This window comes from Bacillus sp. WC2503, from assembly GCF_052682895.1.
On record NZ_JBQYMD010000001.1, the window covers coordinates 1717409 to 1731380 of the forward strand.

At 32.8% G+C, this 13972-nt stretch carries 15 protein-coding genes and 1 pseudogene; 12 read left to right on the forward strand and 4 right to left on the reverse strand.

Annotation, left to right across the window (positions count from 1 at the left end; all coding sequences use genetic code 11):
• The first annotated feature begins 181 nt into the window (after window positions 1-181).
• Complete coding sequence (locus ACUN26_RS08940) at window positions 182-1777, forward strand: aminotransferase class V-fold PLP-dependent enzyme (protein ID WP_000511441.1); 1596 nt, start codon at window positions 182-184, stop codon at window positions 1775-1777.
• Window positions 1778-1881: 104 nt separating this feature from the next.
• Here the strand turns inward: ACUN26_RS08940 and ACUN26_RS08945 are convergent, their stop codons facing one another.
• Complete coding sequence (locus ACUN26_RS08945; protein WP_000443202.1) at window positions 1882-2019, reverse strand: DUF3956 domain-containing protein; 138 nt, start codon at window positions 2017-2019, stop codon at window positions 1882-1884.
• A 334-nt stretch (window positions 2020-2353) separates the two neighbouring features.
• Between ACUN26_RS08945 and ACUN26_RS08950 the strand changes: the two genes are divergently transcribed.
• A complete protein-coding gene (locus tag ACUN26_RS08950) occupies window positions 2354-2566 on the forward strand; it encodes a hypothetical protein (protein WP_000416118.1) in 213 nt (70 codons plus the stop codon).
• Window positions 2567-2814: 248 nt separating this feature from the next.
• Here the strand turns inward: ACUN26_RS08950 and ACUN26_RS08955 are convergent, their stop codons facing one another.
• Complete coding sequence (locus tag ACUN26_RS08955; protein WP_000415068.1) at window positions 2815-3144, reverse strand: YkvA family protein; 330 nt, start codon at window positions 3142-3144, stop codon at window positions 2815-2817.
• A 204-nt stretch (window positions 3145-3348) separates the two neighbouring features.
• On the opposite strand from ACUN26_RS08955, the pseudogene ACUN26_RS08960 reads away from it, so the two are divergent.
• A pseudogene (locus ACUN26_RS08960) lies at window positions 3349-3610 on the forward strand (hypothetical protein); the annotation flags it as partial.
• A gap of 126 nt (window positions 3611-3736) precedes the next feature.
• Entirely contained in the window at window positions 3737-4423 is a 687-nt protein-coding gene (locus ACUN26_RS08965) for an MBL fold metallo-hydrolase (protein ID WP_000691129.1), read from the forward strand.
• 46 nt (window positions 4424-4469) lie between these two features.
• On the opposite strand, the gene ACUN26_RS08970 is transcribed toward ACUN26_RS08965, so the two are convergent.
• Window positions 4470-5261: a hypothetical protein gene (locus tag ACUN26_RS08970; protein WP_073990678.1), complete on the reverse strand. Its 792-nt coding sequence runs from the start codon at window positions 5259-5261 to the stop codon at window positions 4470-4472.
• 29 nt (window positions 5262-5290) lie between these two features.
• Here ACUN26_RS08970 and ACUN26_RS08975 point away from each other — a divergent pair, with 29 nt between their 5' ends.
• The 5 genes from ACUN26_RS08975 to ACUN26_RS08995 all read left to right on the forward strand — a co-directional run bounded on the left by ACUN26_RS08975 (window position 5291) and on the right by ACUN26_RS08995 (window position 9650).
• Window positions 5291-5560, forward strand: coding sequence for a hypothetical protein (locus ACUN26_RS08975; RefSeq protein WP_000054889.1), 270 nt, complete (start codon window positions 5291-5293; stop codon window positions 5558-5560).
• Window positions 5561-5633: 73 nt separating this feature from the next.
• Window positions 5634-6986: a DEAD/DEAH box helicase gene (locus ACUN26_RS08980; RefSeq protein ID WP_002038674.1), complete on the forward strand. Its 1353-nt coding sequence runs from the start codon at window positions 5634-5636 to the stop codon at window positions 6984-6986.
• A 302-nt stretch (window positions 6987-7288) separates the two neighbouring features.
• Window positions 7289-7999, forward strand: coding sequence for a class I SAM-dependent methyltransferase (locus ACUN26_RS08985; protein ID WP_000787488.1), 711 nt, complete (start codon window positions 7289-7291; stop codon window positions 7997-7999).
• A 118-nt stretch (window positions 8000-8117) separates the two neighbouring features.
• On the forward strand, window positions 8118-8525 hold the full coding sequence (locus ACUN26_RS08990; RefSeq protein ID WP_000072495.1) for a VOC family protein: 408 nt from the start codon (window positions 8118-8120) through the stop codon (window positions 8523-8525).
• A gap of 342 nt (window positions 8526-8867) precedes the next feature.
• Complete coding sequence (locus tag ACUN26_RS08995) at window positions 8868-9650, forward strand: class I SAM-dependent methyltransferase (RefSeq protein WP_000381784.1); 783 nt, start codon at window positions 8868-8870, stop codon at window positions 9648-9650.
• Between the two features lie 180 nt (window positions 9651-9830).
• On the opposite strand, the gene ACUN26_RS09000 is transcribed toward ACUN26_RS08995, so the two are convergent.
• Complete coding sequence (locus ACUN26_RS09000) at window positions 9831-11507, reverse strand: alpha-keto acid decarboxylase family protein (RefSeq protein WP_000857155.1); 1677 nt, start codon at window positions 11505-11507, stop codon at window positions 9831-9833.
• 126 nt (window positions 11508-11633) lie between these two features.
• Between ACUN26_RS09000 and ACUN26_RS09005 the strand changes: the two genes are divergently transcribed.
• From ACUN26_RS09005 to ACUN26_RS09015, 3 genes are all read left to right on the forward strand, one after another.
• Window positions 11634-12116, forward strand: a complete 483-nt coding sequence (locus ACUN26_RS09005) for a MarR family winged helix-turn-helix transcriptional regulator (RefSeq protein ID WP_000191892.1) — start codon at window positions 11634-11636, stop codon at window positions 12114-12116.
• Between the two features lie 167 nt (window positions 12117-12283).
• A complete protein-coding gene (gpmA, locus tag ACUN26_RS09010) occupies window positions 12284-13021 on the forward strand; it encodes a 2,3-diphosphoglycerate-dependent phosphoglycerate mutase (RefSeq protein WP_000594132.1) in 738 nt (245 codons plus the stop codon).
• A 186-nt stretch (window positions 13022-13207) separates the two neighbouring features.
• The gene (locus tag ACUN26_RS09015; RefSeq protein WP_000155917.1) at window positions 13208-13948 is read left to right on the forward strand and encodes a type II toxin-antitoxin system SpoIISA family toxin; all 741 of its coding nucleotides are present in this window, start codon (window positions 13208-13210) and stop codon (window positions 13946-13948) included.
• Window positions 13949-13972: the final 24 nt, after the last annotated feature.

The following is a 13972-nucleotide window of genomic DNA, read 5'->3' on the forward strand; positions in this document are numbered from 1 at the left end:
GCAAAGAAGTTAGGTGGGGGTCGGGCTGCCCGTAAAAGCCCGATTGGTGAAGGTTAATAATCAGTGGGGGATGAACAAAACCCCCACTGATTAAAGTTTCACTTTATAAGTGGGGGTATCTCCACTTATAATTTTTATGAATTAAACAACGAGCAATAAGTAGAGAGAAAGGGGATAGGACATGGGGATAATTTATAAAATTGCTGATCAAGCTTGGGAATTTGAAAGTATACATAAATTGAACTATAAAACATTTGTAGAAGAAATTCCGCAACATGAAGAAACGGAGGAACGTTTTCGTATAGATCGATTTCATGAAGAAAATACATATTTAATTTGTTTAGACGGTGTGAAGTTAGTAGGTATGGTCGCGGTAAGAGGAAAACGCCCATTCTCATTACATAATAAAATCTCAAATTTAGATGTATATTTAAACAAACATGGTGAAAACGTATATGAAATTCGTTTGCTTTCAGTAGAACGTGAATATAGAAATGGTAGAGCGTTGTTAGGATTAATTCGCTTTTTACATCGTTATTTGCTTCTAAATGGATATGAATTGGCACTCATTTCAGCTACAACACGTGAGCTGCCTTTATATGAGCAAATGGGGTTCAAATCTTTCCATACGTTAGTTGGAACAGAAGAAGCAGCTTTTCAGCCAATGTATGTTACACCTACTATGTTCGAAGAATCGAGTGTTGGAGGTATTATGACGAAAGAATTTACGTTTTTACCTGGTCCAGTAGACATGGAAGAGAATGTTCAAAAGGCGTTTTCTACTAAGCCTATTTCGCATCGTTCTAAGTCATTTCAAGTGACAATGGACAATGTAAAGAAACGATTACTTCAAATGACAAAAGCAAAACATGTACAAATTATGTTAGGAACAGGGACGTTAGCGAATGATGCGATTGCTTTACAGATACGTTCTTTAAAAGGTAAAGGGTTAGTTTTAGCGAATGGAGAGTTTGGTAATAGATTAATTGAGCAGGCAAAACGAGCACATTTAAATTTTGATACGTATAAAAAACAAATGGGAGAGTCGTTTAAACAAATCGAATTAGAAAAAATAATTGTAAGTGGAAATTATGAATGGCTTTGGTTTGTTCATCATGAAACATCAACTGGAATGTTAAATAATTTGGACGAGCTAAATGTCTTTTGTAAAAAGTATCATATGAAACTATGTGTAGATTGTATTAGTTCAATTGGAGCAATACCGATAGATTTGAAGGATGTATATTTTGCAAGTGGCGTTAGCGGGAAAGCGATTAAATCATTTACAGGATTATCTTTCGTTTTTCATAATCACAATATAGAGAAAAACGAAGCAATACCTGCGTATATGGACATTGGTATGTATGAAATGAATGACAGCATTCCATATTCACATTCATGGAATTTAATTTACGCACTGCAAGAAGCATTGAAGAAATTTGAGGATGAAACGGCGTTTGTAAAAATAAAAGAGACATATGCTTATATGGAAGAAGCTATTACTAATATGGGTTTAAAGCTTGTTTCACCTAAAGAGCACACCGCGCAAATTATACTCACCATTCAGTTAAATGAAGGGTATTCTTCTAAAACAGTAGGCGATGCATTAGCATTGCAAGGATACATTGTTCATTATGAGTCATCTTATTTGCAAAAAAATAATTGGATCCAAATTGCATGTTTAAATCATTATAAAGAACGTGATAGGAAGAGGATGTTGAATTGTTTGCAGGTGTGTGTTACAGAAAGTCCTTTTAGCGTAAATAATTATTTATAAATTTTATAAAGTTATAATTTACACTTGCTAAGCGAATAGAAGTACATGTATTGACAACAGTCTAAAAGAGAGCGAAAGCCCTCTTTTAAACTTACTTAAATGGACTACTCACAGATTGGAATACCGAGAACTCTCAAAGCTAGTGCTACTTGAAGAGTAATTTCCAATCTAGCAATTTCGATGCCAGCAACTGTGAGTACTAAAAAAGGTTGGCCGTTTACGAACACGATACAACTTTCCATATATACGCCTCCTTTCTAGTAATCTACTACAGTATATGAATAAAACTATAATACGTTATAGTCAGATTCGTGAATTTTATGAAAAATAATAGATTTAAACTATGTTCACGAAATAAATGGGCTCATAGTGTCAATCATATAATAAAAAGCATCTAAAATAAGATGCTTTTTACTATATGTACGTTTTCAGCGTGACAATAAATAAAGCGAATCAATAATCAATAGAGAGGGAAATATATTGATAAATATTTGTATGAGGTAAACTAAGAAGGTTTTAGAAAAACAAAAAGGAATTTTTATACTTGTAACATAAAAATTCTAGGGGGATGTTAATATGGAAAAAACTATGATGGTAGAAACAACAAACATGATGATGTCTATGGAAAAAATGATGTGTGAAATGAAGTGTATGAAAATGATGATGAATAACATGATGCAAATGGATGTAGAAATGGATAAGGCAATGATGGTAAAAATGAACGAATGTGATGAAATGATGAAGACAACTATGTCTATGATGAAAGCGATGAAAGAGAAATGTTGTTGAAGTAACAAAGTATAGCGTAAAATGATGCGGATTTTGCAAATTTGAATTAGAAAAGAGCCTGTATTAGTTGGTACACTAAAATAGGCTCTTTTTAAAGATTGTTCAAAAATAAATTGATTTGATAAAAAAAGAACTAAAGATTATTTTAGTTCTTTTTTCTGTTTTAACACTGTTCAAATCATTGGATTAAAAGCTATAGAAGATGGATAAGTAGTGAACAAAGACAAGTGAGAGCCTATCTTTCTTCGTTAAATGTGTGCTGAAGTAAACAAGGACTCCATTTTAATTTTACTCTTTTCACGAATTTCAGCGTCTGCATGCCTCATAACGTATTTATGCGCTACAGCAATTGCTAAAACATCATCTAATAAGCCAATCCCGATAATAGCAGCTATATCTGGAATGAAATCGATTGTTAATACGTAATAGGATAAAGCAGCTAATATTATGAGTTTTGCTTTAGTAGGTAACGTTTTCTTTTTCATTGTGTAAAATAAAATAATACTTTCATATACGCTGGATTTTCCAAGGTTTGCGGAGCTTTTTTTGAATTTTTTCCAAAGCGTCTGTTTCTCCATATAAACACTCCTTTTACAAAAACATATATTTTTTAAAAGGATGGACAAAGAAGTGAGGGAATAATCCATTTTATTTTTGTTTCTTAATTTATAATTCCATAAGAATAGGAAATTACCTGTTCAAAATAATATAATGTTTATGATGCAACGACCTACAGTGTTTCATTACATAGTATGGATAATAAAATTTATGTAGTCAAAAATGGTGAGGTTGCTGATATTGTAAGAAAGGCTATTTTTCATGGGCATGGATTTGATCCGGTTCATTGTTTAGGAGAAGAGAACGGCAATACTTATAGGTTAGCTTTAGAATTGGGTGACATTATGTACTATAATCTCTATCACGGCTCATGAGGTGGAATATACGTTAGATGACATCGCTCAAATGAATATATCTAAATTAGCAATAAGATACCCAGACGGATTTAATCGAGAAGCTTGTCGGAAATCTGTTGATGGGAAGTGAGACCAAGTTTGAATTTTGTACAGAAACTAAAGAAGCCCATACTTCAATTCGTGATATGTATAGTAAAATGTATGTGGATGATGCAGTTATTATTAAACATTTAATAAACGGTATGGGGGAAGGGAAATGAAGATAATAGAATTACCAATTGAATTTGAATGTAACGGGCGAAAACAATGGATTTATCCGAGCTTAATTGTATTAAACAATGAATTAACTTTAGTAGATACAGGTTATAAAAATTTTTTACCTTTAATTGAAAATGAAATTTTAAAACATGGATATGAGATGAAAAACTTAAAAAATATAATTATTACTCATTATGATGATGATCATATAGGGTCTTTATACGATTTCAAAGTGAAATATCCTCAACTTCATGTTATTGCTAGTGAAATAGAATCCAACTACATTAATGGTGAAATAAAATCAGAGAGACTAGTTCAAGCTGAAGAAATGTTAGAACATATGCCAATTGAAGAGAAAGAATTTAGTGAATGGTTTATACAACAGTTAAAAAATATAAGACATATTTCTGTCGATGAAAAAGTATATGATGGTCAAATGATTTTGAATGATAAATGTCAAATAGTAGCGACGCCAGGACATACTTCGGGGCATATTTCATTATATTTTCCGGACTTAGACTGTGTAATTACAGGGGATGCGGCCGTTCAAGATAATAATGAATTAGTAATAGCTAATCCAAATTTTTGCTTAGATACAGAAAAAGCGGAAGAATCTTTAAAGAGAATTAAAAACCTTAAAGCAGCAAGTTATTATTGCTATCATGGAGGAAAACTCATTATATAAAATATATAAAAAAACCGATCTTTCTTATATTGAAAAGATCGGTTTTTTAATTCATAGATTCCGCAATTCTTATTAAATCAGTAACATTGTATTTTCTTTTTATGTATAGTTTGTTACCAAGGGCGATTTTATATTGAAAACCGTCCTTCTGAAAGATAAGTTCGTATGCTAAATCAAAATGAGGATTATATACTGCCTTTATATTATGTTTTAAAATGTAAAATTTAGTGCCCTTATGTACATATTGATCTAATTTATGTTGAACTGGTGAAACAGTGATTTTAAAAATCCCATTACTATCTTTATTGTAGTATCGTAGTTCTAAGTAATCGTTATAGATGTACCCTTGAAATTCATGAATTTCGAACGGGAATTTTGTAGGAGTAAGTATATGTTCCTTACACTTCATTTCATATTTTTTTACAATAGTAGCTTCTCTCATTAGAGGATTAGTTCCATCATAAATTTGATTAATTTGAGATATTTTATTGTTTTTTGTTATTATTTCTAAAATGTAACCGATAGTAAATTCATCATCAGTGTCTTTGAAATAGGAAATAAGAATTGTAGTATCCTCTTTTGGAGATGGTATTATTTTAATTTCATGAATAGGTTTTTCCTTTTGGAATGTAGGTAGTTCAATCCCTTCTGTTACATATGACCGCATAAATTTTTTATCATTTTGGAGTAAAGCTTGTTTAAATTCACTTATCACATTTGTTTGAGATTTCGCCATAATAATTGAGGTCGATTGAAAATATAGTAAGAACAATATACAAAATATCTTTATGAATGTATTGGTCAATTTTATCACCTTGTAACTATGTTTCCTTAACATTGAAATATATATGTATAGGAGGGGAAAAGATGAGTTTATTGCTTGATGTAATAATGGCTATAATTACATTTTATCCTCGAAATGATATGAAATTAAAACATCATATTGCAAAGTTAAGTGAATTCGAGTGGTTTCGAAAGCTACACGAAGATACAAAGTATACAAGACTAATTTGGAGTAATAGAAAAATTAAAATGTTCATTTTGTCTACTACTAACATGGAAGCATTAATAAATTCCGAGACAAAACAAAAAGAATTTGTCCACCTAGTACATGATGAATATAAAAAAAGAAGGTAAGAATTTTTTTATTTTTCATATTTGGCGAAACAAATGGTACAATGAAAGCTAATGTGAAAAATAAGGAAAAGAAGTGGTCTATTTGAAAAACTTTTTAGAATTAGGAATTAGTGAAACTTTTAATCATACATTACGTGAAAATGGAATTACGGAAGCAACACCAATTCAGGAAAAAGCAATTCCTGTTATTATGTCAGGTAAAGATATTATTGGGCAAGCGAAAACAGGAACGGGTAAAACATTAGCATTTGTCTTACCGATTTTAGAAAAAATCGATCCAGAGTCTAGTGATGTTCAGGCTTTAATTGTTGCACCAACAAGGGAACTAGCATTGCAAATTACAACTGAAATTAAAAAAATGCTTGTTCAAAGAGAAGATATTAATGTACTAGCGATTTATGGCGGGCAAGATGTAGCACAACAATTGAGAAAGTTAAAAGGTAATACACATATTGTTGTAGCAACACCAGGACGATTATTAGATCATATACGACGTGAAACAATTGATCTAAGTAATCTTTCAACGATTGTACTAGATGAAGCGGATCAAATGCTTTATTTCGGTTTCTTATATGATATTGAAGATATTTTAGATGAGACACCTGGTAGCAAACAAACGATGTTATTCTCAGCAACGATGCCAAAAGATATTAAAAAATTGGCGAAACGTTATATGGATGAGCCGCAAATGATTCAAGTACAAAGTGAAGAAGTAACGGTAGATACAATTGAACAGCGTGTCATTGAGACGACAGATCGTGCAAAGCCAGATGCACTTCGTTTTGTTATGGATCGTGATCAGCCATTTTTAGCAGTTATTTTCTGTCGTACAAAGGTTAGAGCAAGTAAGTTGTATGATAATTTAAAAGGACTAGGTTATAATTGTGCTGAACTTCATGGTGATATACCTCAAGCGAAACGTGAAAGAGTCATGAAGAGTTTCCGCGAAGCTAAAATTCAGTACTTAATCGCAACGGATGTAGCAGCTCGTGGACTTGATGTAGATGGTGTAACGCACGTATTTAACTATGATATCCCTGAAGATGTAGAAAGTTATATTCACCGCATTGGCCGAACAGGACGTGCAGGTGGATCAGGTCTTGCAATTACGTTCGTTGCAGCGAAAGATGAAAAACATTTAGAAGAAATTGAAAAAACGCTTGGTGCACCAATACAAAGAGAAATAATCGAACAACCGAAGATAAAACGTGTAGATGAAAATGGAAAACCGGTACCAAAGCCGGCTCCAAAGAAATCAGGTCAAAATCGTCAAAGAGATAGCCGTGAAGGTTCAAGACGTGATTCGAGAAATAGCTCAAGAAGTGATTCGAGAAATGGTTCGAGAAATGAAAATAATCAATCATTTAATAAGCCAAGCAATAAGAAAAGTAGTACAAATCAAGGTCAGAAAAGACGTGGGCGTTAAAATATGAAGTGGTAATTGGGATGAAGAGATATATTGTTTGTTAATAGAGAAATCGATATATAATAAAAAAATCCTGATACAATTATGAATGCAGAAGGAGGCACAAAAATTTGTGGCTCTTTTTGTATTTTAAGATTAGGTTGGTATGCATTTGCTCAATGCGAGTAAAGTTGATAATTTCATTTACCGTATTTAAAGTGAATTGAAAAATAAAGAAAGAATAAAATGTGGAGTTTCATTTGTCTGAATGTTCAGGAGGTTATATAATGATTTTCTGACTATTAAAATATGGAGGAGTGCAAATGAAAAATGAAACGTTACACACACAAGAAGACATTTTAAAAATGCTTGATTCATTATTAAGACCTGCAGAACCATTTTGGAATGAATTTTATGCCAATAGAGAAAAGGATGTTCCGTTTTTTGAAAATATTCCAGATGAGAATCTAGTTTCGTATATACAAAAAGAGAGAGTTTCAAAAGGGAAAGTATTAGAACTTGGATGTGGTCCAGGTAGAAATGCCATTTATTTAGCGAATGAAGGATTTGATGTTACAGCAGTGGATTTATCTGCAGAAGGCATTCAGTGGGCAAAAGAGAGGGCGTTGGCAAAAGGGGTACAAATTCACTTCATTTGTGATTCAATTTTCAATTTAGAGGTTCAAAATGAATTTGATTTTATATATGATTCTGGTTGCCTTCATCATATTCCACCACATAGAAGAATGAATTATATAGAGTTAATTGATAGATATTTAAAATCAGGTGGTTATTTCGGATTAACATGTTTTGCAGCAGGTGATTTGGATGAACGAAATGGATCAGAAATAACAGATTGGGACGTATATAGAGGTTGGAGTTTACAAGGTGGTCTTGCATATTCTGAAGAAAAATTGAGAGAGATATTTAAAGAGTTTGAAGTAATTGAAATTAGGAAGATGAAACAAATGAAACAACCGAATGATATGTTTGGGGAATCATTTCTTTGGACAGCATTGTTTAAGAAGAAATGAAAATTAGATAATTGACAAATTTACCGTTTTTATAGACAATACATTTATAAGAATGTACGTTCGGTTTTGTTGAACGATGTATGTTTTGCATAAATACATAACAAGGGGCTGTCTCTATATGAGTAACACAAATCAAAAAATTACTACATTTTTAATGTTTGAAGGAAAAGCTGAAGAAGCGATGAATTTTTACACATCCCTATTTGATCAATCAGAAATTGTAAGTATCTCTCGCTACGATGAAAATGGACCTGGTAAAGAGGGAACTGTAATTCATGCAACTTTTACGCTAAACGGACAAGAGTTCATGTGTATTGATAGTTATGTAAATCATAATTTTACATTCACTCCAGCTATGTCTCTTTATGTAACTTGTGAGACAGAAGAAGAAATTGAAACGGTCTTTCATAAACTAGCGCAGGATGGAGCAATTCTTATGCCTTTAGGTTCTTATCCGTTTAGTAAAAAGTTTGGCTGGTTAAATGATAAGTATGGTGTATCTTGGCAGTTAACTCTTGCTGAATAAAAAAGAAGCATCACTTATTTGTATAATGTGTTCAGTTAAGAGTTTGAAAAATTAAATAACTTTAAAAAGCGTTCCAACTGTCAACAGGTTTGGAACGCCTTTTTTGTTGGTATATCATTTTTGGGGAATTGTTAATTAATATCGTTTATTTTAAATGAATTGAATAGTTGTCTAATTTCGTGTTTATTTAGAATGTTTTTATATTTGCGGTCGATTATCTGTTAAGATAAATATATACAACTAAGTATTTACTATCTGGTAGGTTAATAAAAAAAGGAATGTATAAATAGTTAATAATCTTACAATTAAATTGCAACTAGGTAGTTAGGAGGAAAAATCGCAATGGATACTACACAACAAAACAGTAATGCATGGGATAAGAAGGTGGAAGAAGGTTCTAGATACACGCAGCCTGTAAGTAGCGAGATTATTGAGAAAAGCAAATCAGGTGAATGGGAGATTACAGTCACTACGGAAAAATCAGTTCCTAGAGAGTGGTTTCCAAAGTCATTAGATGGATTAAAGATACTTTGCTTAGCATCAGGTGGCGGACAACAAGCACCAGTTCTAGCTGCTGCTGGAGCAGATGTAACAGTTACTGATATATCTAAGAAGCAATTGGAACAAGATAAAAAGGTAGCAAAACGGGATGGTTTAACTTTAAAAACCGTACAAGGAGATATGTCAGACCTTGGTGATTTTGAGGATGAATATTTTGATATTGTCGTAAATCCTGTCTCTAATTTGTTTGTAAAAGATGTTCATCTTGTATGGAATGAAGTTTCTAGGGTTTTAAAGAATAAAGGTATTCTTATTGCTGGATTTACAAATCCGTTACTATGGATTTTTGATGATAACCAAGAACAAAAAGGTATTCTTGATGTTAAACATTCAATTCCTTCATCAACATTGGATTATTTACCAGAGGATGAAGTTCAAGATTACATCGATTTAAATCAAACAATAGAATATGCACATACTTTAGAAAACCAAATCCAAGGTCAAATTGAAGCTGGTTTTGTTATAGTGGGTTTTTATGAGGATGATTTTGGTGGAACAAGGATATTAGATAAGCATATTAAAACCTTTATTGCCACTAAAGCTATAAAGTTAAAGGTTGATTAAAAATTTTAGCTTGTTACACAGGGTGTTAGTCGAAGAAGGGATTTATAAATAGTAAAAGTTCAATATACAAGGAAAAGGATGGCACTTACCATCCTTTTCCTTGTATATTTTGAGTGGCAAAACAAGTTTTACAACTTGTAGCTGAACCCGTTATGATTTTTGTAGCGACGCTTTTTCTTTTTAAGAATTTTGGATGCCGAATCTTTTTCCAAGTTTAGCTAACAATTCAGGCTGATCCCCTTGGCTCATTACAACTTCAATAAAGATAAGTCGATTCATATTAAAACTTATTTTATTTAAGACTTCTGCTAACTCTATTTCATTTTCTACTTTAAATGTGAGACTTTTTTCTTCTGATCCGAATACATTTGGCAGTTTATTATAATCCCACATTTGTATGTCATTATATGGTTGGTCTCGTCCATGAATCGCTCGTTCAACAGTATATCCGTTGTTATTAATTAAAAATATGATTGGTTTTAAATTATGACGTAACATAGTGGATAATTCTTGAACAGTTAACTGGAAAGAACCATCACCAATAATTAAAATGTTACGCCGTGTTACATTAGCGAGTTGTGTTCCTAATAGAGCGGGAAGTGTATATCCGATAGATCCCCATAACGGTTGTCCTACAAATGAAGCGTTATTAGGTAAAGGGATAGTGGCACTACCGAAGTATGGTGTTCCTTGCTCTGCAATTAAGACGTCGTTTTCTTGTAAGAAGTGGTACAATTGTTGCCAAAAACGTTGTTGTGTAACGATTTGTGCTTTTGGATTGAACTCTTTAGTAATAGATGATGATTCTGAAATAAATGGCTTAATTTCAAACGTTTCTTCATTACGATGCTTGATTGAATTAATTAAATATTGTAATACGTCTTTCATTACAACCGGTCCGTATTTTTTATCTATAATTTTCACAGTATAGGGATGGATTTCTATAACTTGTTCTTTCGTAAAACCTTGTGTAAAGCCACCGGTAATAGTATCAGTTAATTTCACACCGATACTAATGATACAGTCAGATTCATCAACTCTTTTTCGCAAGTATGGAGGACTAACATCGCCAGTGTAAATTCCTATAAATTGAGGATGTTTTTCTGGGAATATGCCCTTGCCCATACTTAGTGAAGCGATAGGGAAGCCAGTTTTTTCTACGAGTTGATGTAAATCTTCTTCAGCATAAAAACGATTCACTTCAAAATCAGCTAATATAACCGGTTTTTTGGCGCTATTTATTTTTGAAATGGCATGTAGAAGCATTTTATCTAATGCGTCTTTATTACTTACTATGGGATGATTTAAGATTGGTTCCGTAGGTTTATTAATTGGTTTATTATATACATCGATCGGTAAATTAATATGGACTGGACGTTTTTCATTCCAACATGCACGGAGTACACGGTCAATTTCCTCAGCGGCATGCTCAGGGATTAAATTTGTTTGTGCTATAGTAATTTCTCGATACATATTGGAAAAGTGATCGAACTTTCCATCACCTAATGTATGATGAACGAGTTCTCCATTTTCCATTACAGTTGTTGTTGGTGTACCGGTAATTTTTATAACTGGTACGTTTTCGGCATATGAGCCGGCAATGCCGTTTATGGCGCTCAATTCCCCCACACCAAAAGTGGTAATAAGAGCAGCAACACCTTTTATGCGAGCATATCCATCTGCTGCATATGCCGCATTTAATTCATTACAGTTGCCAATCCACTCTAAATTTTTATGTGCAATCACATCATCTAAAAAGGCAAGATTATAATCACCAGGAACACCAAATATATGCTCAATTCCTAATTCGTATAATCGATCTAATAAATATGTACTTACAGTATATTGCGTTTTCAAGAGAATCATCTCCTAATTATTTTAGTTCGTGTAGCGAATGCTTCAATGGACTACAGAAGTTCAAGTGCGTTGATTAAAATATTCATTACTGGATTGTGGTATAATTTACATACAGGGGGAAAGTAGATGACACAACATAAAGAAGAACAGATGAATGAGGCATTGGCATTATTTTATTTTGCATATAAGACATTTACTGAAAAGCCAGATGAAATTATAAAAGAATATGGTATACAACGAGTGCATCACCGAATTTTATTTTTTATCGCACGTTTTCCAGGGATAAGTGTAAATGAGTTACTATCGCTATTAGAAATAAGTAAACAAGCTCTTCATGGACCACTGCGTCAACTTGTGGAAAAGGGACTAATTGAAAGTAATGAAGCTACTCATGATCGTCGAGTAAAACAATTATCCTTAACAGAAGAAGGGACAGATTTAGAGAAAAAACTAAGTGATGTTCAAAGAAAGCAAATGGGTGCTATTTTTTCAAAATTTGGTGAATCATGTGAAGAGAATTGGCATCAAGTTATGAACGAAATGGCGAATAGCCGTTCAGGTCATGATGCATGGATAGCGAAAAGAGAAATTCCAGTTGATCAAAAATAATGAGAAATAGGCCTTTCTTTATAGTTTGAAAAAGAAAGAATTTTATCCATGCATTTGGCAACTATGGATAAATCATAGAGTGAATGGATAAAAAGGTGCATTACTAGATACTTTATACGTGTACGCGATGGAACAATAAAATTCACATTTCCGAGAGGGGAATTATAATGATAAAACTTGTACTAATTCGTCACGGACAAAGTTTATGGAACCTTGAAAATCGTTTTACTGGATGGACGGATGTAGATCTATCAGAGAATGGATTAAGTGAAGCAAGAGAAGCAGGAGCAATATTAAAGGAAAACGGTTATACTTTCGATGTTGCTTACACATCTGTATTAAAACGAGCAATCCGGACTGTATGGATTGTTCTTCATGAAATGGATCTTACTTGGGTGCCTGTACATAAATCATGGAAACTAAATGAAAGGCATTATGGAGCGCTACAAGGATTGAATAAAGAAGAAACTGCAAAAAAATACGGTGAAGAACAAGTTCATATTTGGAGAAGAAGTGTCAATGTAAGACCACCGGCTATTACTGAAGAAGATCCTAGATATGAAGCGAATGATCCGAGATACAAAACACTCAAAAAAGGTGAATTTCCATTGACAGAATGTTTAGAGGATACGGAGAAGAGAGTGCTGGAGTATTGGCATTCAGAAATTGCACCATCATTAAAAAGTGGTGAGAAAGTAATTATTTCATCGCATGGTAATACAATTCGATCGCTAGTGAAATACTTAGACAACCTTTCAAATGATGGTGTGGTTTCATTAAATATTCCAACTAGCATTCCGCTCGTTTATGAATTAGACGAAAATTTACGTCCGATTCGCCATTATTATTTAAGTATGGATGGAGAAGTACCTGAAGGGGAAATTCCGAAACATATTTCTTTTTAACATGAAAATTTGAAATGCATGCTTGTCTACATATACAATGTAGACTCATGATAAAAGACGTGGCCTCCTTCTAATGTATATGCGATGTAGCTAAATTTAGAAGCTTGTCCACGTCTTTTGTCATAAAGAGAGCTGCTTGCGCATGTAATGATATCGTGAGTAGTTTTTGAATGGAGGGTGATGTAATTGACGATCTCTAACATTCGAATTGGCTTATTTATTTTAGCAATCGTTTTTGTAGTTCTTGTTTTCTTTTATTGGAGAAATGAAGAGTTGTATGAAGAGAAAAAGCAGCGAATTCGAAAAACTTGGTATGGATTATTCATAACATCAGTCACAGTTTATTTCATGATTAAAGGAATCGATTTAACCCTCTGGAAAAATTTATTAATGTTCACTGCGATGGTCATTTTCGTTGATATTTCATTTATTTTAACACCTAACATTTCGGAAATATGGGGAGCGAAATTTAGCGATATCGGTAAAACTGTTCAATCCATAAAGCGGTCATTAATCGCTTCAAAAGCAAGAGGGGAAATATATACGAACATTATCCAAAATATTAATCCAGCAGCATTTGGGACGATGGAATGGCATACGGAAGAGGAATATACAAAAAGCTTAAACACATTTTTAGATTCATATGGGGAAAAAATCGGAGCGAAAATTGTTGTATTTGAAGCAGCGAATGAATTAAATACGGGCTTTCGTGGTATTCGTTCTCAATTTAGTATTACAATACCTATAGAGCATATAGAGCAATTGAATGAACAAAAAGCAGTACAAGTAGAAAACGTGGGAATTATACCAGCAAAAATAATGAATGATGTTTTTATCGTTATTGATGGGAAGAAGAATAGCCTGCAAGATCGAGATTTTGAAAATGTATATAATTTAACAATACATCATAGTTATTTTAGTAAGTAGGACAGAATCGTTTTTCTGTCCTTT

Excerpts from the sequence above, each read along its gene's own strand:
- ACUN26_RS08985 (WP_000787488.1), top strand. The coding sequence starts at position 7,289 with ATGAAAAATGAAACGTTACACACACAAGAAGACATTTTAAAAATGCTT.
- ACUN26_RS08970 (WP_073990678.1), bottom strand. The coding sequence starts at position 5,261 with ATGTTAAGGAAACATAGTTACAAGGTGATAAAATTGACCAATACATTC.
- ACUN26_RS08955 (WP_000415068.1), bottom strand. The coding sequence starts at position 3,144 with ATGGAGAAACAGACGCTTTGGAAAAAATTCAAAAAAAGCTCCGCAAAC.
- gpmA (WP_000594132.1), top strand. The coding sequence starts at position 12,284 with ATGATAAAACTTGTACTAATTCGTCACGGACAAAGTTTATGGAACCTT.
- ACUN26_RS08945 (WP_000443202.1), bottom strand. The coding sequence starts at position 2,019 with ATGGAAAGTTGTATCGTGTTCGTAAACGGCCAACCTTTTTTAGTACTC.
- ACUN26_RS09005 (WP_000191892.1), top strand. The coding sequence starts at position 11,634 with ATGACACAACATAAAGAAGAACAGATGAATGAGGCATTGGCATTATTT.
- ACUN26_RS08990 (WP_000072495.1), top strand. The coding sequence starts at position 8,118 with ATGAGTAACACAAATCAAAAAATTACTACATTTTTAATGTTTGAAGGA.
- ACUN26_RS08975 (WP_000054889.1), top strand. The coding sequence starts at position 5,291 with ATGAGTTTATTGCTTGATGTAATAATGGCTATAATTACATTTTATCCT.
- ACUN26_RS08995 (WP_000381784.1), top strand. The coding sequence starts at position 8,868 with ATGGATACTACACAACAAAACAGTAATGCATGGGATAAGAAGGTGGAA.
- ACUN26_RS08965 (WP_000691129.1), top strand. The coding sequence starts at position 3,737 with ATGAAGATAATAGAATTACCAATTGAATTTGAATGTAACGGGCGAAAA.
- ACUN26_RS08950 (WP_000416118.1), top strand. The coding sequence starts at position 2,354 with ATGGAAAAAACTATGATGGTAGAAACAACAAACATGATGATGTCTATG.
- ACUN26_RS08940 (WP_000511441.1), top strand. The coding sequence starts at position 182 with ATGGGGATAATTTATAAAATTGCTGATCAAGCTTGGGAATTTGAAAGT.